The sequence below is a fragment of the Rhodocyclus purpureus genome, assembly GCF_016653115.1.
GTDB lineage: Bacteria > Pseudomonadota > Gammaproteobacteria > Burkholderiales > Rhodocyclaceae > Rhodocyclus > Rhodocyclus purpureus.
In genome coordinates this window covers 15,550-34,278 of sequence record NZ_NHRX01000068.1, presented here as the reverse complement: position 1 = coordinate 34,278, position 18,729 = coordinate 15,550, and the positions used below count along the sequence as shown (strand labels likewise).

At 68.1% G+C, this 18,729-nt stretch carries 15 protein-coding genes; 7 read left to right on the top strand and 8 right to left on the bottom strand.

Translation table 11 applies throughout. The features are described from left to right. Nucleotides 1–15 precede the first annotated feature (15 nt). The 5 genes from CCR84_RS15930 to metG all read right to left on the bottom strand — a co-directional run bounded on the left by CCR84_RS15930 (nucleotide 16) and on the right by metG (nucleotide 7,514). Complete coding sequence (locus CCR84_RS15930; protein ID WP_201214547.1) at nucleotides 16–1,485, bottom strand: hydrogenase 4 subunit F; 1,470 nt, start codon at nucleotides 1,483–1,485, stop codon at nucleotides 16–18. After that, nucleotides 1,485–2,174 carry a formate hydrogenlyase gene (locus tag CCR84_RS15925; RefSeq protein ID WP_201214544.1) on the bottom strand — a complete coding sequence of 230 codons (690 nt, stop codon included), beginning with the start codon at nucleotides 2,172–2,174 and terminating at the stop codon, nucleotides 1,485–1,487. Before CCR84_RS15925 ends, CCR84_RS15930 begins: the two co-directional genes overlap by 1 nt. Then, on the bottom strand, nucleotides 2,171–3,136 hold the full coding sequence (locus CCR84_RS15920) for a respiratory chain complex I subunit 1 family protein (RefSeq protein ID WP_201214541.1): 966 nt from the start codon (nucleotides 3,134–3,136) through the stop codon (nucleotides 2,171–2,173). Before CCR84_RS15920 ends, CCR84_RS15925 begins: the two co-directional genes overlap by 4 nt. Next, nucleotides 3,136–5,142: a hydrogenase 4 subunit B gene (gene hyfB / locus CCR84_RS15915; protein ID WP_201214538.1), complete on the bottom strand. Its 2,007-nt coding sequence runs from the start codon at nucleotides 5,140–5,142 to the stop codon at nucleotides 3,136–3,138. Before hyfB ends, CCR84_RS15920 begins: the two co-directional genes overlap by 1 nt. A 218-nt stretch (nucleotides 5,143–5,360) precedes the next feature. After that, on the bottom strand, nucleotides 5,361–7,514 hold the full coding sequence (gene metG, locus CCR84_RS15910; protein ID WP_201214535.1) for a methionine--tRNA ligase: 2,154 nt from the start codon (nucleotides 7,512–7,514) through the stop codon (nucleotides 5,361–5,363). A gap of 185 nt (nucleotides 7,515–7,699) precedes the next feature. Here metG and apbC point away from each other — a divergent pair, with 185 nt between their 5' ends. Continuing rightward, nucleotides 7,700–8,791: an iron-sulfur cluster carrier protein ApbC gene (gene apbC, locus CCR84_RS15905; protein ID WP_201214528.1), complete on the top strand. Its 1,092-nt coding sequence runs from the start codon at nucleotides 7,700–7,702 to the stop codon at nucleotides 8,789–8,791. Between the two features lie 173 nt (nucleotides 8,792–8,964). Further along, on the top strand, nucleotides 8,965–9,669 hold the full coding sequence (locus CCR84_RS15900) for a TerC family protein (protein ID WP_201214526.1): 705 nt from the start codon (nucleotides 8,965–8,967) through the stop codon (nucleotides 9,667–9,669). Nucleotides 9,670–9,722: 53 nt separating this feature from the next. Here CCR84_RS15900 and sixA read toward each other — a convergent pair whose 3' ends face one another. The 3 genes from sixA to CCR84_RS15885 form a co-directional block, all read right to left on the bottom strand. Beyond that, nucleotides 9,723–10,220 (bottom strand): phosphohistidine phosphatase SixA, encoded by a 498-nt coding sequence (gene sixA / locus CCR84_RS15895; RefSeq protein ID WP_201214582.1) that lies wholly within the window; start codon nucleotides 10,218–10,220, stop codon nucleotides 9,723–9,725. Between the two features lie 14 nt (nucleotides 10,221–10,234). Further along, on the bottom strand, nucleotides 10,235–11,794 hold the full coding sequence (locus tag CCR84_RS15890) for a CYTH and CHAD domain-containing protein (RefSeq protein WP_201214523.1): 1,560 nt from the start codon (nucleotides 11,792–11,794) through the stop codon (nucleotides 10,235–10,237). Between the two features lie 111 nt (nucleotides 11,795–11,905). Further along, nucleotides 11,906–12,598 (bottom strand): Crp/Fnr family transcriptional regulator, encoded by a 693-nt coding sequence (locus tag CCR84_RS15885; RefSeq protein WP_201214520.1) that lies wholly within the window; start codon nucleotides 12,596–12,598, stop codon nucleotides 11,906–11,908. Between the two features lie 168 nt (nucleotides 12,599–12,766). On the opposite strand from CCR84_RS15885, the gene CCR84_RS15880 reads away from it, so the two are divergent. From CCR84_RS15880 to CCR84_RS15860, 5 genes are read left to right on the top strand one after another with little or no spacing between them, the layout of a single operon-like run. Continuing rightward, nucleotides 12,767–13,927, top strand: a complete 1,161-nt coding sequence (locus CCR84_RS15880; RefSeq protein ID WP_201214518.1) for an efflux RND transporter periplasmic adaptor subunit — start codon at nucleotides 12,767–12,769, stop codon at nucleotides 13,925–13,927. Further along, entirely contained in the window at nucleotides 13,924–14,655 is a 732-nt protein-coding gene (locus CCR84_RS15875; RefSeq protein ID WP_201214516.1) for an ABC transporter ATP-binding protein, read from the top strand. The genes CCR84_RS15880 and CCR84_RS15875 overlap by 4 nt, the downstream gene beginning before the upstream one ends. A gap of 40 nt (nucleotides 14,656–14,695) precedes the next feature. Further along, on the top strand, nucleotides 14,696–15,850 hold the full coding sequence (locus CCR84_RS15870; RefSeq protein WP_201214514.1) for an ABC transporter permease: 1,155 nt from the start codon (nucleotides 14,696–14,698) through the stop codon (nucleotides 15,848–15,850). Next, complete coding sequence (locus CCR84_RS15865) at nucleotides 15,850–17,028, top strand: ABC transporter permease (RefSeq protein WP_201214512.1); 1,179 nt, start codon at nucleotides 15,850–15,852, stop codon at nucleotides 17,026–17,028. Before CCR84_RS15870 ends, CCR84_RS15865 begins: the two co-directional genes overlap by 1 nt. Nucleotides 17,029–17,060: 32 nt before the next feature. Then, nucleotides 17,061–18,653, top strand: coding sequence for an NYN domain-containing protein (locus CCR84_RS15860; protein ID WP_201214510.1), 1,593 nt, complete (start codon nucleotides 17,061–17,063; stop codon nucleotides 18,651–18,653). Nucleotides 18,654–18,729: the final 76 nt, after the last annotated feature.

Genomic DNA, 18,729 nt, shown 5'->3' with positions numbered 1-18,729 from the left:
TTTTTGTCCTTGCGCTCAGCCGAGCAACTGCGCGGCCGCGTGGTACCAGGCGGCGAGTTCGGGCGGGATCCACAGGCCGAGCAGCAGCGCGAGCCCGAGATGCACGAAGACCGGCAGCGAGGCGGGCTTGACGCCGGGCAGGACGGGGACGGCGTCGCCCTGGGCCATCCCCTGCACCTTGGCCAGTCCTGCGGCGAAGGCGACGCCGAGGGCGACGAGCAGGATCGGCACCGCCCACGCGTGCTCGCGCATCGCCGTGGTCAGGATCAGGAATTCGCTGGCGAAGACGCCGAAGGGCGGCATGCCGAGGATCGCCAGCGCGCCGAGCATGAGGCTCCAGCCAAGCAGCGGCGACGCGCGCAACAGGCCGCGGATGTCGTCGATCTGCGCGCTGCCGACCTTCTGCACGGCGTGGCCGACGGCGAAGAAGATCCCCGACTTCACCAGCGAATGCACGGTCATGTGCAGCAGGCCGGCGAAGCTTGCGGCGGGCCCGCCCATGCCGAAGGCGAAGCCGATCAGACCCATGTGCTCGATCGACGAATAGCCGAACAGGCGCTTGATGTCCTTCTGCCGCGCCAGGCTGAAGGCGCCGACGAGGACCGTGAACAGGCCGAAGCCCATCATCAGGTTGCCGGCGAAGTCGGTCTCCAGGGCGCCGTCAACCAAGGTCTTGCAGCGCAGCACGGCGTAGAGCGCGACGTTGAGCAGGAGCCCCGAGAGCACCGCCGACACCGGCGTCGGCCCTTCGGCGTGCGCGTCGGGAAGCCAGTTGTGCAGCGGCGCGAAACCGACCTTGGTGCCGTAGCCGACGAGCAGGAAGACGAAGGCGATCGAGAGCACGGTCGGCTCCAGCTGGTCCTTGATCGCGTCGAGGTGCGTCCACAGCAGCGCGCCGCTGCCCTCGGCGCCGAGCACGCGCTCGGCGGCGAAGTAGAGCAGGATCACGCCGAACAGCGCCTGCGCGATGCCGACGCCGCAGAGGATGAAGTACTTCCAGGCGGCCTCGATGCTCTCCGGCGTGCGGTAGAGCGAGACGAGCAGCACGGTCGCCAGTGTCGCCGCTTCCATCGACACCCACAGGATGCCGAGGTTGTTGGTCGCCAGCGCAGTCAGCATCGCCGCCATGAAGGCCTGGAACATGCTGTGGTAGAGGCGCATGCGACCGCCGTCGAGCTTGCCGCGCTCGACCTCGGTGCGCAGGTAGGGGCGCGAAAAGAGCGCGGTGGTGAAGCCGACGAAGGCGGTCAGCGCGATCAGGAAGACGTTGAGCGGGTCGACGAAGAACTGCTCGCCGAAGAAGCTGGCAGGGCCCGCGCCGATCACGCGCGCGGTGAGCAGCGCGGCGCCGAGCAGGGTCAGGAGACTGGCGGCGATGTTGATCTCGGCCGCGTGGCGGCGGTCGCCGATCAGCCCGAGCACTGCGGCGCCGATGACCGACGGGCCGAGCACGCAGGCGAACAGGACTTCGATCGACGCGCCCATCAGTCGTGCCTCGCTTTCTCTTCGACGTGGCGGATGTCGAGGCTGTCGAACTTCTCGCGGATGTGGAAGAAGAAGACGCCGAAGACGACCATGCCGACCAGCACGTCGAGCGCGACGCCGAGCTCGATCACCATCGGCATGCCGTAGGTGGCGCTGGTCGCCGCGAAGAAGAGCCCGTTCTCCATCGACATGAAGCCGACCACCTGCGGCACCGCCTTGCTGCGCGTGATCATCATCAGGAAGGCGAGCAGCACGCAGGCGAGCGCGATGCCGATGGTCGAGCGCGTGATCGTCCCGGCCAGTTCCGAGATCGGCTGCGCGACGTTGAAGGCGACGATGACGAGCCCGATGCCGACCAGCATGGTCGTCGGGATGTTGATCAGCGTCTCCACGTCCCACTTCACAGACAGCCGCTGCACCAGGCGGCGCAGCACCCACGGCAGCAGCAGCACCTTGAGCAGCAGGGTGATCAGCGCCGACCACCATAGATGGTCCTGCCCGGTCGATTGCGCGACCACTGCCGTCGACAGGCAGAGCACCGCGCCCTGCAGCGCGAACAGCCGGATCAAGCTGCTGATGCGCCGCTGCGACAGCATGGCGAAGGCGATCAGCAGCATGATCGCCGCGCACAGGTTGATCAGCTGGCCGGCAAAGGGCAGGCCCGGCAGCGTGGACAGCCAGGCGTTCATCGGCTGCCCTCCAGGAGGAGATGCACGAGCACCGCCAGCACCGCGAGCAGGAAGGCGCTGCCGAGAAATTCCGGCGTGCGGAAGACGCGCATCTTGGCCGACAAGGTCTCGATCAGCGCGAGCAGGAAGCCGCCGAGGGCGAGCTTGCCGACCATCAACGCGACGGCGATCGCCAGCGCGCCGGGGCCGAGCGTCTGCGCGATGCCGAAGGGGAAGAACAGCGCGATGCCGAGGCAGGAGTAGGCGAACAGCTTCAGGCTCGCCGCCCATTCGATCAGCGCCAAGTGGCGGCCCGAGTACTCCAGGATCATCGCCTCGTGGATCATCGTCAGCTCGAGGTGGGTGGCCGGGTTATCGACCGGGACGCGGCCGTTCTCGGCGATCGATACCATGGTGAAGGCGACGCCGGCGAAGGCGAGGCTCGGGTAGATGTGGAATTCGCGGTGCGCCAGCGTATCGACGATGGTCGCCAGCGAGGTCGAGCCCGAGATCACCGACGCGGTGAAGAAGACCATCAGCAGCGCCGGTTCGGCGAGGAAGCCGATCAGCATCTCGCGCCGTGCGCCGAGCGAGCCGAAGGCGGTGCCGATGTCCATCCCGGCCAGCGCGATGAAGACGCGCGCCAGCGCGAACAGGCCGACCAGCGCGATCGCGTCGGCGGCCGGCGCGAACAGCAGTTCGGAGGACAGGGTGGGGACGATCGCCGCGGCCAGCGCCATGCACGAGAAGATCAGGTAGGGTGCGACGCGAAACAGCGAGGACGCGTTGTGCGCAAGCAGCGGCTCCTTGCCGAACAGCTTCATCAGCGTGTGGTAGGGCAAGAGCAGCGGCGGCGGCGTGCGCCCCTGCAGGCGCGCGCGCCACTGGTTGACCCAGCCCGTGAGCAGCGGCGCCAGCGCGAGTGCCGCGAACAGCTCGAAGAGCTGCGCGGCGAACTGGGGGAGGAGGGCGTCGATATCCATCAGCGGGTCGTGAACATCAGGAGCGCGAGCAGGGTGACGAAGCTGAACATCAGGTAGATCGCGATGCGACCGCGCTGCAAGAGGCCGACGAGGCGGGTGCCGAACTCGACCAGGCGGGCCAGCGGCAGGTAGAGGAGGTGCCAGAGCGGGTCCTCGACGACGATCCGGTAATGCGGCTCGCGGTCGAACGGCGAAGGATGCTCGCGCGTGATGCGGAAGAAGGGCGCGAAGACCTGGCGGATCGGCTGGCCGAAGCCCTCGGCGGTGTCCTGCGTGCGCCCGCCGGCGACCGGATGGCCGCAGTCCCAGGTATCGACGCGGCGCAGCCGGCCGTGGAACAGGCTGCGCACGGCGACGAAGACGGCGCCGGTGCAGGCGACGATGCCGCCCAGGAAGATCAGCGCGTTGTAGCTGGCGCGCTCCTCGCTGATCGGCGCCAGCAGCAGCCAGTTGCCCTTTCCGGCGCTGTTGGCGAAGCCCGAGCCGACCAGGAGCTGCGTCACCGGGTCGAGCGTGGCGATGACGAAGTTGGGCAGGACGCCGAGCGCGAGGCAGCCGGCGGCGAGCCAGACGAGGCCGATACGTTCGAGGGTGCCGGCGTCGTGCGCCTGCGCGAGCGCCTCCTCCCGCGGCTGGCCGAGGAAGACGACGCCGAAGAACTTGACCATGGCGAAGCCGGCCAGCGCCGCGATCAGCGCCACCGCACCGGCGGCGACCGGCAGCAGCATGTTCAGGTAGCCGTGGGGCAGTTGCGGCGTGAACAGGAAGCTCTGCAGCAGGAGCCATTCCGAGACGAAGCCGTTCAAGGGCGGCAGGCCCGCCGAGGCGATCACGCCGACCAGCGCCAGCCACGCGACCCAGGGCATCGGGTGGATCAGCCCGCCGAGCCGGCCGAGGTTGCGCTGGCCGGTCGCGTGCAGCACCGAGCCGGTGGTGAGGAAGAGGAGGCTCTTGAAGAACGCGTGGTTAACGCAGTGGTAGAGCGCCGCGGTCAGCGCCAGCGCGCCCAGCAGCGGCATCGCATTGGCGGCGAAGACCAGCGACAGCCCGACCCCGGCGAAGATGAGGCCGACGTTTTCGATCGACGAATAGGCTAGCAGGCGCTTCATGTCGCTCTGCACCGTCGAGAAGACGACGCCGAAGACCGCGGTGGCGAGACCGAGGCCAAGCAGCAGCGCGCCCCACCACCATTGCTGTTCGGGCAGGAGGTCGAAGGCGACGCGCAGCAGGCCGTAGATCGCGGTCTTCAGCATCACCGCGCTCATCAGCGCCGATACCGGCGAGGGCGCCGCCGGGTGCGCTTCGGGCAGCCAGACGTGCAGCGGCAGCAGGCCCGCCTTGGCGCCGAAGCCGGCGAGCGCGAGCAGGAAGGCCGCCGACTGCAGCCAGCCGCCGAGTTCGTGCGTGCGCATCGCCGCGAAGGTGTAGCCGTCGGCCTCGCCGCCGCTCATCGCGCCGAAGGAGAGCAGGATGCCGATCGCGCCGATGTGCGCGACGATCAGGTAGAGGTAGCCGGCGCGGCGGATTTCAGCGATGCGGTGGTCGGAAGTGACGAGGAAGTACGAGGACAGCGCCATCGATTCCCAGGCGACCATGAACACGTAGGCGTCGTCGGCGAGCAGGACGACGCACATGCTGGCGAGGAAGAGGTGGTAGAGCAGGCACTGCTGGCCGGGCGTCGCGCTGCCTTCCCGGCGGCGCAGGTAGCCGGCGGCGTAGATCGAGACGCCGGCGGCGACCGCGCCGAGCAGGCAGAGGAAATAGGCGGAGAGCGCGTCGAGGCGCAGGTGGAAGGGCAGTCCGGGCAGCCCGAGCGGCAGGATCGCCGTCTCGGGATCCGAGAAGATGCTGGCCAGCGCCGCTGCCGCGACGCCGATGGCGAGCGCGGCGCCAGCCGGAAAGAGGATGCGCGCGACGAAGAAGAAGCGCCGCGCGAAGAAGACGCCGGCCAGCCCGACCGCCAGCCAGCCGGCGAGGCAGGTCAGGATCAGCGTCAGCGGCGACATCGTCGTTCCTCGTTACCGTGAAACCGCGAAGTGCTGGCAGGAACTGCAGCCTGTCATCGCGAGCCCGCAGGGCGTGGCGATCCAGTGCCTGAGGCTGCTCTCGGGTCGCCCGTGGATGGCTGGCAAGGGCATGGAGACGGAAGAACGAACTGGATTGCCACGGCGCTGCGCGCCTCGCAATGACCGCATCGGGCTTACCGCTGGCTTACTCGAAGCGCTTACTTGACCCGCATCCCCGGCTGCGCGCCGGCGTCGGGGGCGAGCAGGTAGATGCCGGGTGCGCCGCCCTCGCCGTCGGAGGCGGCCAGCACCATGCCTTCGGAGAGGCCGAAGCGCATCTTGCGCGGTGCCAGGTTGGCGACCATCACGGTCATCCGGCCGATCAGGCTCGCCGGGTCGTACGCCGACTTGATCCCGGCGAAGACCTGGCGCGTGCCGAGCGGACCGAGGTCGAGCGACAGGCGGATCAGCTTCTCGGCGCCCTCGACCGGTCCGGCGTCGGCGATGCGCGCGATGCGCAGGTCGAGCTTCATGAAGTCGTCGATGGCGATGGTCGGCGAGACTGAAGGAGCGGCGGCAGCGGGAGTGGCGGCAGATTCTGTCATGGTGGTCTTGGCGGAAGAGGTGGTGGAAGAGGTGGCAGCGGCCTTTCCGCTCGCGATGGCTTCGGCCGCCACCTCGGCCGGCGCCTCGGCAGGTGCCAGCGACTCGCGGTTGGCGGCGACGAGCGCGTCGATCTGCTTCTTGTCGGCGCGTGTCATCAGGTGCTGGTAGGGGTTGATCTCGTGGCCGGCGGCGAGCGGCTGGCCGACGTCGTTCCAGGCGAAGGGGGCGCAGTTGAAGAAGGCCTCGACCTTGCTCGCCAGCGCGGGCAGCACCGGCTTCAACAGGATGGCGATCTGGCGGAAGAGGTTGAGCGCGTTGCTGCAGGCGGCGTGCAGTTCGAGCTCGCGGCCTTCCTGCTTGGCGAGTTCCCAGGGCTTGACGCTGTCGACGTACTGGTTGGCGGCGTCGGCGAGCGCCATGATCTCGCGCAGCGCCTTGCCGTACTCGCGTGCCTCGAAGTGTTCGGCGATCGACGGCGCGTGCTTTGCCACCGCCTGCCAGGCGGGCAGCTCGACGTCGCAGGGCGCGAGGCGGCCGCCGAAGCGCTTGCTGATGAAGCCGGCCGAGCGGCTGGCGATGTTCACGAACTTGCCGACCAGGTCGGAATTGACGCGCGCGATGAAGTCGTCGAGGTTGAGGTCGATGTCCTCCATGCTCGCCGACAGCTTGGCCGCGTAGTAGTAGCGCAGCCATTCCGGGTCGAGCTTCTGCGCGAGGTAGCTCTCGGCGGTGATGAAGGTGCCGCGCGACTTCGACATCTTGGCGCCGTCGACGGTGAGGAAGCCGTGCGCGAAAATCTTCGTCGGCGTGCGGTAGTCGGCGTGCGCGAGTTCGGCCGGCCAGAACAGTGCGTGGAAGTAGAGGATGTCCTTGCCGATGAAGTGGTAGAGCTCGGCGGCAGAGTCCTTCTTCCAGTACTCGTCGAAGTCCATGCCCTGGCGGTCGCACAGGTTCTTGAACGAGCCCATGTAGCCGATCGGCGCGTCGAGCCAGACGTAGAAGTACTTGCCGGGGGCGTCGGGGATTTCGAAGCCGAAGTAGGGCGCGTCGCGCGAGATGTCCCAGTCGGTCAGCTTGTGCTCGCCGGGCTCGCCGAGCCATTCCTGCATCTTGTTGCCGGCCTCGGTCTGCAGCACGCCCGAGTCCTTGCCCGTGTAGGCGCGCAGGAATTCCTCGCAGCGCGGGTCGGACAGGCGGAAGAAATAGTGCTCGGAATGGCGCAGTTCGGGCTTGGCGCCGGACACCGCCGAGTACGGTTCGATCAGGTCGGTCGGCGCGTAGGCGGCACCGCAGGCCTCGCAGTTGTCGCCGTACTGGTCCTTGGCGTGGCACTGCGGACACTCGCCCTTGATGAAGCGGTCGGGCAGGAAGATCGACTTCACCGGATCGAAGTACTGCTCGATGGTGCGCGCCTCGATCAGGCCTTTGTCCTTCAGGCGCCGGTAGATCTCGTTGGCGAAGTGGCGCGTCTCTTCCGAGTGCGTGCTGTAGTAGTTGTCGAAGCCGACGTGGAAGCCGGCGAAGTCGCGCATGTGCTCGCCGCGCACGCGCTCGACCAGCGCCTCGGGGCTGATGCCTTCCTTCTCGGCGCGCAGCATCACCGGCGTCCCGTGCGTGTCGTCGGCGCAGACGTACCAGCACGCGTTGCCGCGCATCTTCTGGAAGCGCACCCAGACGTCGGTCTGGATGTATTCGACGAGATGACCCAGGTGGATCGAGCCGTTGGCGTAGGGCAGGGCGGAGGTGACGAGGATCTTGCGGGTCATGGGCGTGACGATGCCGAATGTTACGAAAGGGTCATTCTAACAAACTGCGGCCGCCTGCCGTCGCTGCGTGTGGGAGCGGTTTGCGGCGCGTCGCCCGCGCGCGCAAGTCTGCAGGTGATCGAGGAACTAAACCGGAGTAAAATGATCAGGTATTTCATTAGCCCGACGAATCCCGAGAGGAAAACATGACCGTCACCCCCGAAACCGTCACCGCGGCGCTCGCCGGACTGATCGACCCCGATCTGCAGAAGGACTACGTCGCCGCGCGCGCGCTGAAGAACGTCCGCGTCGATGGCGGCAACGTCGCGCTCGAGATCGAGCTGCCGATCCCGGCGCAGTCGCGGCACGCGGCGATCCGCCTTGCCGTGCGCGAGCGCGTCGCGGCACTGCCCGGCGTCAGCGAGGTCGAAGTCGTGGTGAGGACGAAGATCGTCGCGCACGCGGTGCAGCGCGGCCTGAAGCCGCTCGACGGCGTCAAGAACATCGTCGCCGTCGCCTCGGGCAAGGGCGGCGTCGGCAAGAGCGCGACCGCGGTCAACCTGGCGCTCGCGCTGGCGCAGGAAGGCGCCCGCGTCGGCGTCCTCGACGCCGACATTTACGGCCCCTCGCTGCCGCAGATGCTCGGTCTCGGCGGCCAGCAGCCCGAGAGCGTCGACGGCAAGACGATGGAGCCGCTCGAAGCCTTCGGCCTGCAGGCGATGTCGATCGGCTTCCTGGTCGATGAGGACGCGCCAATGGTCTGGCGCGGGCCGATGGTGGCGCAGACCTTGGAGCAGTTGTTGCGCCAGACGCGCTGGCAGGACATCGACTACCTGATCGTCGACATGCCACCCGGAACCGGCGACACGCAGCTCACCCTGGCGCAGAAGTTCCCGGTCACCGGTGCGGTGATCGTCACCACGCCGCAGGACATCGCACTCCTGGACGCGCGCAAGGGGCTGGCCATGTTCGAGAAGGTCGGCATCCCGATCCTCGGCCTGGTCGAGAACATGAGCATCCACATCTGCTCGAACTGCGGTCACGCCGAGCACATCTTCGGCGAGGGCGGCGGCGAACGCATGGCCGCCGACTACAAGGTCGAACTGCTCGGCTCGCTGCCGCTCGACCGCTCGATCCGCGAACTCGCCGACGCCGGCCGGCCGACGGTGGTCGGCGCCCCCGAGTCGAAGGCCGCCGACATCTACCGTGCGATCGCCCGCCGCGTCGCGGTCAAGGTCGGCGAACGCGCCAAGGACATGAGCGCGCGCTTCCCGAACATCGTCGTGCAGAACACCTGATCGCCGTCAGCTGCCGTACCGGCGCAGCGGTGCCGTGCCGGTGACAAGTGCCGGTCATCATCTCGGGTTACGTTGCGCCAACCCGACCCACGAAACTTCCCTGTAGAATCCGCCCGCAATGAAACTCCTCTTCCCTTCTCGTGGCGCCGCGGCGCCGCGTCGGTGACCGCAACATGCTCGAAATGTTCAACGACCCCGGCTTCTGGACGGCCGTCGTACAAATCATCCTGATCGACCTTGTCCTCTCCGGGGACAACGCGGTGGTGATCGCGCTCGCCTGCCGGAACCTGCCGCCCGAGCAAAAGAAGAAGGGTATCTTCTGGGGCGTTTCCGGTGCGATCGGCCTGCGCGTCGTGCTCACCTTCTTCGCGGTCGGCCTGCTCGCCTTCCCCGGGCTGAAGATCGTCGGCGGACTGCTGCTGCTGTGGATCGGCATCCAGCTGCTCCTGCCCGAGGACGAGGAGGGGCACGACATCCAGCCGGCCAACCACCTGTTCGGTGCGATCCGCACGATCATCATCGCCGACTTCGTGATGAGCCTCGACAACGTCGTCGGCGTCGCCGCTGCCGCCAAGGACAACATCTACCTGCTGATCTTCGGCCTCCTGGTGAGCATCCCGCTGATCGTCTGGTCGAGCCAGCTGATCCTGAAGCTCATGGAAAAGCACCCGTGGATCGTCATCGGCGGTGCCGGCCTGCTCGGCTGGGTCGCCGGCGACATGATCGTCGCCGACAACTTCTGGAAGGAGTGGCTGGCCGCGACCGCACCGCTGGCGTCGCATGCAGCCCCGGTCGCCGGCGTGCTGCTGGTGGTCGGCACCGGCCTCTGGCTGGCGAAGCGTCAGAAAGCCAGTGAGCGCGACATCACCCTGGAGTGAGCGTGGGGGCGTAGCGTAAGGAGACGGCATACTTGATTGCGTATGCCGTCCCCCTAACTTATGTGTTCCGGCGCAACGACGGCGCGCAGCACCGTTTGCGCTTCGCCCTGCCGGACGCGGCGCGACAGCCACCACACCGCGCCTTTCTTCACCGACCACTCGCTTTCCCTGCCGCCGAGCAGCAGCGCCGCGACGCGGCCGAGGGTGGGCTGGTGGCCGACGACGAGCACGGCGCGCCTCCCCTCGTCGCTGGCGCGTTTTCCGGCAGCATCCTGCCCGGTGTTCCCGGTCCAGCCGGCTGCGGCGAGGAGGTCGGTGACGTCGGCGTCGGTCGATAGCTGCGCGCTCGTCGCGAACGGCAGGCCGAGCGCGCCGGCCGTCTGCTGGCAGCGCACGGCCGGGCTGACGATGATGTGCAGCTGCTTCGGCGCGTGCGCCTTCAGCCAGGCAGCCATCTGCCGCGCCTCCTTCTCGCCGCGCGGCGTCAGCCGCCTCTCCTGGTCGGGAAACCCATCTTCGGCTTCGGCGTGACGCCACAGCAGCAAGTCCATCGTCTTCTCCTTGTTCAGCCGGAGCGCTTCTTCGCCTTCTTCCACGGCCGTGCCTTGCGCACGAAGGCGGTGATCGCGGTGTCGATTTCGCGCTGCATGAGTTCGTTGCGTCCGGCGAGCCAGCCACGCGCGAGCGGGCTGTGCGCGGTACTCGGCGAGCGGGCGAGGAGTTCGCTGGCGACGGCGAGATCGTTCATCTCCCCGAGTAGTTCCTGCAGCGCGGCGGCCGCGCTGACGTAGCGCCGCACTTTCTTGTCGGGGAGGATCGGGGTGAAGAACTCGGTCGCGTAGCGCAGGCGCTTGAGCGCGATGCGCAGACGGTGACGCGTCGCCGCGTCGCCACCCTGCGCCGTCGCTGCCAGGCGGCTGACGCGGCGGGCGTTGCGGCCGAGGCAGTCGCGCGCGAAGTCCTTCAGCCTGACGGCTTTGGACTCCGGCGCGCCTTTACGCTCCGGCACATTTCCCGGCTGCGTTTCACTGCCCCGAGCTTGCCCGCCGGCCAGAGCCAGCGCCGCTGCGGTGGTGTCGAGCAGGAGGCGCGAGTACTCGCTGGCGGAGAGCGCGCTGCGCGCCGCCTTGCGGCTCTCCTCGCGGCAGCTTTCCGCGTGCCGGCGCAGGCGGGCCGTGGCCTTGCACTCGGGGAAGGCTTTGAGCAGCGGCGGCAGCGTCTCGCCGACGAAGACGTCGAGGTTGCGCGCGTCGCCGAGCGCGACGGCGAGCGTTCGCCAGCGCGCGTCGAGATCGACGAAGCTTGCGGGCAGGAGGGGGCGCCAGACGCGCAGCGCCGAACGCAGGCGGCGGATGGCGACGCGTGCCTGGTGGATGAATTCGGGGTCGTCGCTGCTGCCGACGCCGGCTTCGTTGCCCTGCAGGTGTGCGAGGCAGGACAGTGCGACGGCGACGAAGGCGTCGCTGCTGCTCATGCTCCCGTCGAGTGCGACGGCCCTGGCCTTGACCGGTGTCGGCGCGGCGCGCTCGCCGACAAACAGGCGGTAGCCGCGTTCGGCCTTGCTCGCCGTCGCCGGGTGCAGCGGCAGCGTTTCCTGCAGCGTCTGCGCGAGCGTGAACAGGTCGGCGACCTCGCCGTCGAGCAATTCGAGTTCGAGTTCGCAGATCGCCTCGCGGCGGTCGCCTGCACGGATGTCGCCGCGGTCGAAGGCGATCTCGACGCGCGCGCCGGGACGCGGTTCGACGATCCAGGCCAGCCGGGTGAAGTCGGTGCGGAAGGCCGGCAGCAGCGACTCGCGCAGCGCTTCGAGCCGTTGCCGCAGTTCGGGGACGTCGATCCCGCCGAAGTCGAATTCGCCGGGGGTGCAGGGCGCCTCCCATTCGTTGCGCCGGGCGAGACCGCCGACCGCGGGCGCGGCGCTCTTCACCGTCAGCAGGTGCTGGCGCCCCTGCCGGCGATGGCGGACGGCGACCAGCGCCTTGAGCAGTGCGAGCTCGGGGGTGTCGTAATAGACGTTGTCCAGCCGTTGCCGCCGCGGCGTCGTCGCGGCGAGCAGCGGGTGGCGCAGCAGCCGGGTTGCGGCGCGCGGCGGCAGCGCGAGCTTGATTTCGGTTTCGAGTGCCATGCGCGCGATTCTAACCAAAGAGAGGCTCTTGCCGTCACCTCGCCGACGTGACAGATCCGGCACCGCGCTTGTCCGGAAGATAGGGATTCATCAAGTATAGACTGGCCGCAATCATCCTTCGTAGCGGCGCAGGGCGGCGACGTTGGCGATGTCGATGCGGCGGCCGTCGACCTTGAGCAGGCCTTGCTGCGACAGTTCCTGCAGGATGCGCGAGAAGTGCTCGTGGGTGACGTTCAGGCGCGAGGCGATGACCCCCTTCTGCGTCGGCAGCGTGATCGTCGCCGTCTCCGTCGCGTCGTCGGCGACGTCGCGCAGCAGGTAGCCGATGATCCGCTGGCGCGCCGACTGCAGCGAGAAGGACTCGACGTCGCTGATCACCTGATGCAGGCGCAGCGACAGTCCGGCGATCATCTTGCGCGCGAGCCCGGGGTCCTTGTCCATCTCGTCGAGGATCGCGGACTTGGACACGTGCAGCAGCAGCGAGTCGCACAGGGCCTGCGCGTGCACGATGTAGGGCTTGTCCATGAACATCACCGCCTCGCCGAAGGTCTCGCCCTGGCCCAGGATCTCGACGACTTTCTCGCCGCCTTGCGGCGAGGTGAAGGCGAGCTTGACCTGCCCATAGACGACGAGGTGCATGCCGGTCGGGATGTCGCCCTTGTTGAACAGCAGTTCGCCACGCAAGACGGAGAGGTCGCGCGTGCCGCGGGCGAGGCGGGAGATTTCTTCGGGCGAGAGCCCCTTGAACAGCGGTACGTGCGCGAGCAGCGCCTCGATGTTGATGGCAGGACGGTGTCCGTGCATGCGGGCCTTCCTTGGTGGGCATGATGGGAAGCGGGCAGCCAATCTTCGCACCAGCGCGGGGGCCTGGGCAAGCTGCGGGCCTCCCCGGCAGCGATTGGCCGGCCGCGGAAATGCCCATGGGCACTAGCGTATAATCGTGCAATCCTGCCTCAGAGTGATCGCTCACCCATGTCCGAAACGGATATTTCCCGTCTGACCATCGACCGCAATTCGCCTGTGCGGACCCGTCGCTTCAACTGGCAGCCATGGGCGATCGGGGCGGCCGTGCTCGCCGCGGTCGCTGTGGCGATGACTTACGTGTCCGGCGAGAAGACTGTCGACACGGTCAGCGTCACCACCGCCTATCCGTATCAGGCGTCGACGCTGTTGAATGCCGCCGGCTACGTCGTCGCGCAGCGCAAGGCGTCGGTCGCGTCGAAGGCGACCGGGCGCCTGGAATGGCTCGGCGTCGTCGAAGGCAGCCGCGTGCGCAAGGGACAGCTGATCGCCCGCGTCGAGAATCGCGACATGGTCGCGCAGGTCGAGCAGGCGGCGGCGAACGTGCTCTCGGCGCGCGCCGAACTCGCCGATGCCGAACGCGCCTACCAGCGTGCGCGCGACCTCGCCGCGCAGAACTACGTCTCCGGGTCGGCGCTCGATTCGGCGCAGGCGCGGCTCGACAAGGCGCGTGCGGCACTCGCCGTGGCCCAGGCCAACCAGCGCGCGGCGCAGGTGTCGGTCGACCAGACGCAGATCCGTGCGCCCTTCGACGGCGTCGTGCTGACCAAGTCGGCCAACGTCGGCGACGTGATCACGCCCTTCTCCTCGGCTTTGGAAAGCAAGGGGGCGGTAGTGACGATGGCCGACATGGACACGCTCGAAGTCGAAGCCGACGTCTCCGAAGTGAATCTTTCGAAGATCAGCGTCGGCCAGCCGTGCGAGATCCAGCTCGACGCCTTCCCCGACCGTCGTTTGCGCGGCGTCGTCAGCCGTACCGTGCCGACGGTGGATCGCAGCAAGGCGAGCGTGCTGGTCAAGGTCCGCTTCCTCGACCGCGACCCCGACGTGCTGCCGGAGATGAGCGCCAAGATCGCCTTCCTCGACAAGGAGCCCGCCGCCGACGAGCGCAAGCCGCTGATCGCGGTCGCGCAGGATGCGCTGGTCGAGCGCGGCGGGCTGCGTGCGCTGTTCCTGGTCAGCGACGGCCGTGCCAGGCTGGTTCCGGTCGAGGTCGGCCAGACGATCAACGAGCTCGTCGTCGTCAGCGGCGTCAAGCCGGGCGACAAGGCGATCCTGCGCCCGGCCGAAGGCCTGCAGGACGGCGACCGGGTGCGCGTGGAGCAGAAATGAGCGCTCCGCTCGCGTTTCCCGGCGTTGCTGCGCTCGCCTCGCCGCTGATTTCGCTGCGCGACATCGTCAAGACCTACCGGCGTGGCCAGCAGCAGGTCCCGGTCCTCGGCGGCATCAGTTTCGACATCGGCAAGGGCGAGTTCCTCGCGCTGATGGGGCCGTCGGGGTCGGGCAAGAGCACGCTGCTCAACCTGATCGCCGGCATCGACCGCCCCGATTCCGGCCAGCTGATCGTCGCCGGCGAGGATATCGGCCAGCTCGACGAAGCCGAACTCGCCGACTGGCGCGCGCGCAACGTCGGCTTCATCTTCCAGTTCTACAACCTGATGCCGGTGCTGTCGGCGCTCGAGAACGTCGAACTGCCGCTGCTGCTGAAGGACATGGGGAAGCGCGAGCGCCGTGAGCGCGCCCTCTTGGCGCTGGAAATGGTCGGCCTCGCCGAGCGTGCCGAGCACGCGCCCTCCGAACTGTCTGGCGGCCAGCAGCAGCGCGTCGCCATCGCGCGCGCGCTGATCACCGACCCGACGCTGATCGTCGCCGACGAGCCGACCGGCGACCTCGACCGCGAATCGGCAAGCGACATCCTGCGCCTGATGCAGCGGCTGAACGACGAGATCGGCAAGACGATCGTCATGGTCACGCACGACAGCCGCGCCGCGCAACACGCGCACGCGATCATGCACCTGGAGAAGGGCGAGCTCTCGGCACGCGAGGAAGTCCGTGCCTGAGCCGCTCTCCTCGCGCTCTGGCCGGCGCTGATCACCCCGCATGCTGTTCTCGCTGATCCTGCGCAACACCTTCCGTCACCGGCTGCGCACGCTGCTGACGATCGCCGGGCTCGCCGTCGCCGTTCTCGCCTTCGGCCTCCTGTCGACAGTCATCAGCGCCTGGTACGCCGGCGCCGAAGGGGCATCGCAGGCGCGGCTGATCACGCGCAACTCGACCTCGCTGATCTTCCCGCTGCCGCTTACCTACCGGGAAAAGATCCGCCAGGTCGACGGCGTGCGCGCGGTGACCGTCACCAACTGGTTCGGCGGCGTGTACAAGGAGCCGAAGAACTTCTTTCCGCAGTTCGCGATCGAGGCGGAGAGCTACCTCGACATCTACCGGGAGTACCGTCTCACCGACGCCGAGCGGCGCGAGTTCCTGCGCGACCGCAAGGCCTGCATCGTCGGTGCCAAGCTCGCCCGGACCTACGGCTTCAAGGTCGGCGACACGATCACCTTGTCCGGCAGGCTCTATCCGGGGCAGTGGGATTTCGTCATTCGCGGCATCTACACCGGACGCGACGCGAGGACCGATGTCGGCCAGATGCTGTTCCACTGGGATTACGTCAACGAGACGATGAAGAAGCGCGCGCCTGCGCGGGTCAATGAAGTCGGCGCCTACGTCGTCGATATCGCCGATCCGGCGCGCGCTGCCGAGATCAGCCGCGCCATCGACGTCCAGTTCATGAACAGCATGGCCGAGACGCTGACCGAGACCGACCGCGCCTTCCAGCTCGGCTTCGTCTCGCGCACCGAGTCTATCGTCGTCGCCGTGCGCATCGTCTCCTACCTCGTCATCTTCATCATCCTCGCGGTGATGGCCAACACCATGGCGATGACCGTGCGCGAGCGCACCGCCGAATACGCGACGCTGAAGGCGCTCGGCTTCGCGCCGCTGTTCGTGATGCTGCTCATCTACGGCGAGTCGCTGGCGATCGCCGCGCTCGGCGGCCTCCTCGGCATCGCCGCCACCTTCCCGGCAGCGGCGGCCTTCGCCGCGACGCTCGGCAAGTTCTTCGCCGTATTCGAAGTCGCCAACACCACGGTCGCGCTGCAGGCGCTGTGCGCGCTGGCGGTCGGTCTCGTCTCGGCCTTCTTTCCGGCGCGGCGCGCGGCGCGCGTGAAGATCGTCGACGGCCTGCGGAGCATCGGCTGATGCAGGTACCGCTCGGCTACTCGCTGCGCAACCTCGCGGTGCGCAAGATGACGACGGCGCTGACCGCCGGCGGCATGGCGCTGGTCGTCTTCGTCTTCGCCGCGGTGCTGATGCTCGACGCGGGGCTGAAGCAGACGCTGGTCGATACCGGCGAGGACGACAACGTCGTCGTCATCCGTCGCTCGGCGGGCAGCGAGGTGGCGAGCAACGTCGAGCGCGTCCCGGCGGCGATCGTCGAGAGCCTGCCGCAGGTGGCATTGGGCGCCGGCGGCCAGCCGCTGATCTCGAAGGAGTCGGTCGTCCTGATCACGCTCAACAAGCGCGTCGCCGAAGGCCAAGCGCCGCGCCCGTCGAACGTCATCATCCGCGGCGTCGACGCGATGGGCCTGTACCTGCGCCCGCAGGTGAAGATCGTCGCCGGACGCATGTTCCGGCCAGGCGTCGCCGAGATCGTCGTCGCCCGCAGCATCGCCCAGCGCTTCGAGAGCGCGGGCCTCGGCGAGTCCTTGCGCTTCGGTGGTCGCGAGTGGCGGATCGTCGGCCTCTTCGACGCCGGTGAATCGGGCTTCGATTCGGAAATCTGGGGCGACGCCGAGCAGTTGATGCAGTCCTTCCGCCGCCAGGTCTACTCGTCGCTGATCTTCCGTCTGGCCGACCCATCCGCGTTCGCGGAGGCCAAGGAGGCCATCGAGAGCGATCCGCGCCTGATGCTCGAAGCCCTGCGCGAGCGCGATTTCTATGCCGAGCAGTCGGAGACGCTGTCGGCGTTCATTCGCATCCTCGGGCTGTCGCTGTCGGTGGTCTTCTCGCTGGCGGCGATCATCGGCGCGATGATCACCATGTACGCGTCGGTCGCCAACCGTACCGCCGAGATCGGCACCCTGCGCGCGCTCGGCTTCCGCCGGCGCAGCATCCTCGTCGCCTTCATGCTCGAATCGCTGTTCCTGGCGCTGCTCGGCGGCGGCGCCGGCATCCTTGCCGCTTCCTTGCTGCAACTGGTGACGCTGTCGACGACCAACTTCAAGTCCTTCTCCGAACTCGCCTTCGGCTTCAGCATGACGCCCGCGATCGTCGTCCAGAGTCTGCTCTTCGCGCTGGCGATGGGCTTCGTCGGCGGCGTGCTGCCGGCTGTCCGCGCGGCGCGAATGAACATCGTCGACGCGCTGCGTTCGGTCTAGACTTCCATCATCTTTTTTCCGGAGAAACCCGCATGGCTTTTGCCGATACGCCGAGCATGGCCGTCTTCTGCGACTTCGAGAACGTCGCCATCGGCGTGCGTGACGCGAATTACGAGAAGTTCGACATCAAGCCGGTCCTCGAACGCCTCCTGCTCAAGGGCGGCATCGTCGTCAAGAAGGCCTACTGCGACTGGGATCGCTACAAGGCTTTCAAGGCGACCATGCACGAGGCCAACTTCGAACTGATCGAAATCCCGCACGTGCGCCAGTCGGGCAAGAATTCGGCCGACATCCGCATGGTCGTCGACGCGCTCGATCTCTGCTACACCAAGGCGCACGTTGACACCTTCGTCATCATCAGCGGCGACTCGGACTTCTCGCCACTCGTCTCCAAGCTGCGCGAGAACGCCAAGCGCGTGATCGGCGTCGGCGTCAAGCAGTCGTGTTCCGACCTCCTGATCGCCAACTGCGACGAGTTCATCTTCTACGACGACCTTGTCCGCGACACGCAGCGTGCCAACGCGAAGCGCGAGGCGCGCGAGGCGCCGGGCAACGGCCGCCGTTCGAGCGAGGAGGACAAGAAGCGCAAGGAAGAGCAGGACGCGCGCAAGACCAAGGCGATCGACCTGGCGGTGGCGACCTTCGACGCCTTGATCGCCGAACGCGGCGACAGCGGCAAGATCTGGGCCTCGCAGTTGAAGGACGCGATCAAGCGGCGCAAGCCGGACTTCAACGAGTCCTACTACGGTTTCCGAGCCTTCGGCAACCTGCTCGAGGAAGCACAGCTGCGCGGCTTCTTCGAGATCGGCCGCGACGAGAAGTCCGGCAACTGGGTCAGCCGCGCGCAGCGTCCGGAAGTGTCGGCTGAAGCCGCTCCGGCGAAGGTCGAAGCGCCTGTCGCCGAGGTCGCCGAGGCTGCACCCGCGGCGGATGCGGCAAGCGGCGCGACGAGAGCAGCGCCGGAACCTGTTGCTGACGCTGCCGAAGCCGGCGCGAGCGCACGCACTCCGGGTCGTGGCCGCGGTCGCGGACGCAAGGGGCAGCGCAGCGAGCCGGATGCCGAAGCCGCCGCAGTAGCACTATCCCCGGCAGCGGGGACGGTCCCGGAACTGGCGTCAGCGCCGTTCGCGGCCGAGGCGTCGCCACCTGCGGAGTCGCCAGCCGTCGAGCGCGTGCCCGAACCGGCCGCGCAGCTGCCGGCGAGCCCGGTCGCGGTCCAGGATGAAACTCCGGCCGCACTGCAGAGTGAAATCGAGGCTGCCGGCGTCGAAGAGGGTGGCACGGCGCTCGCGTCGACGACCGAACGCCCGCTGGAGGTCGCCGGCAAGGCGCGCAAGTCGGCGGGCAGGAAGAGCTCGGGCAAGGGCGCGAGCAAGAGCGCTGGCCAGGAAGAAGCTCAGGGGTCCGGCAAGGGTCGTCAGCGCAAGGGCGGCAAGGCCGCTCAGGACGCGCCGCCGGCAGCCGATACCGGCGATGCCGCTGCAGCGAGCGGCGAGACGGCGCCCGTCGCGCCGCCGGTCGCGGAGGCCGGCAGCGCCGGCGAGGAGCCGGCAGCGGCGAAGAAGAAGGCAGCATCGTCGCGCCCGCGGCGACCGCGCGCTACGGCAAAGAAGGACACCGCTTGACAGCAACAAAAAAAGCCGCGTCGAACGCGGCTTTTTTGTCAGCTGTTGCGGGCGCCGGGTCTGGTTAGACCGGGCC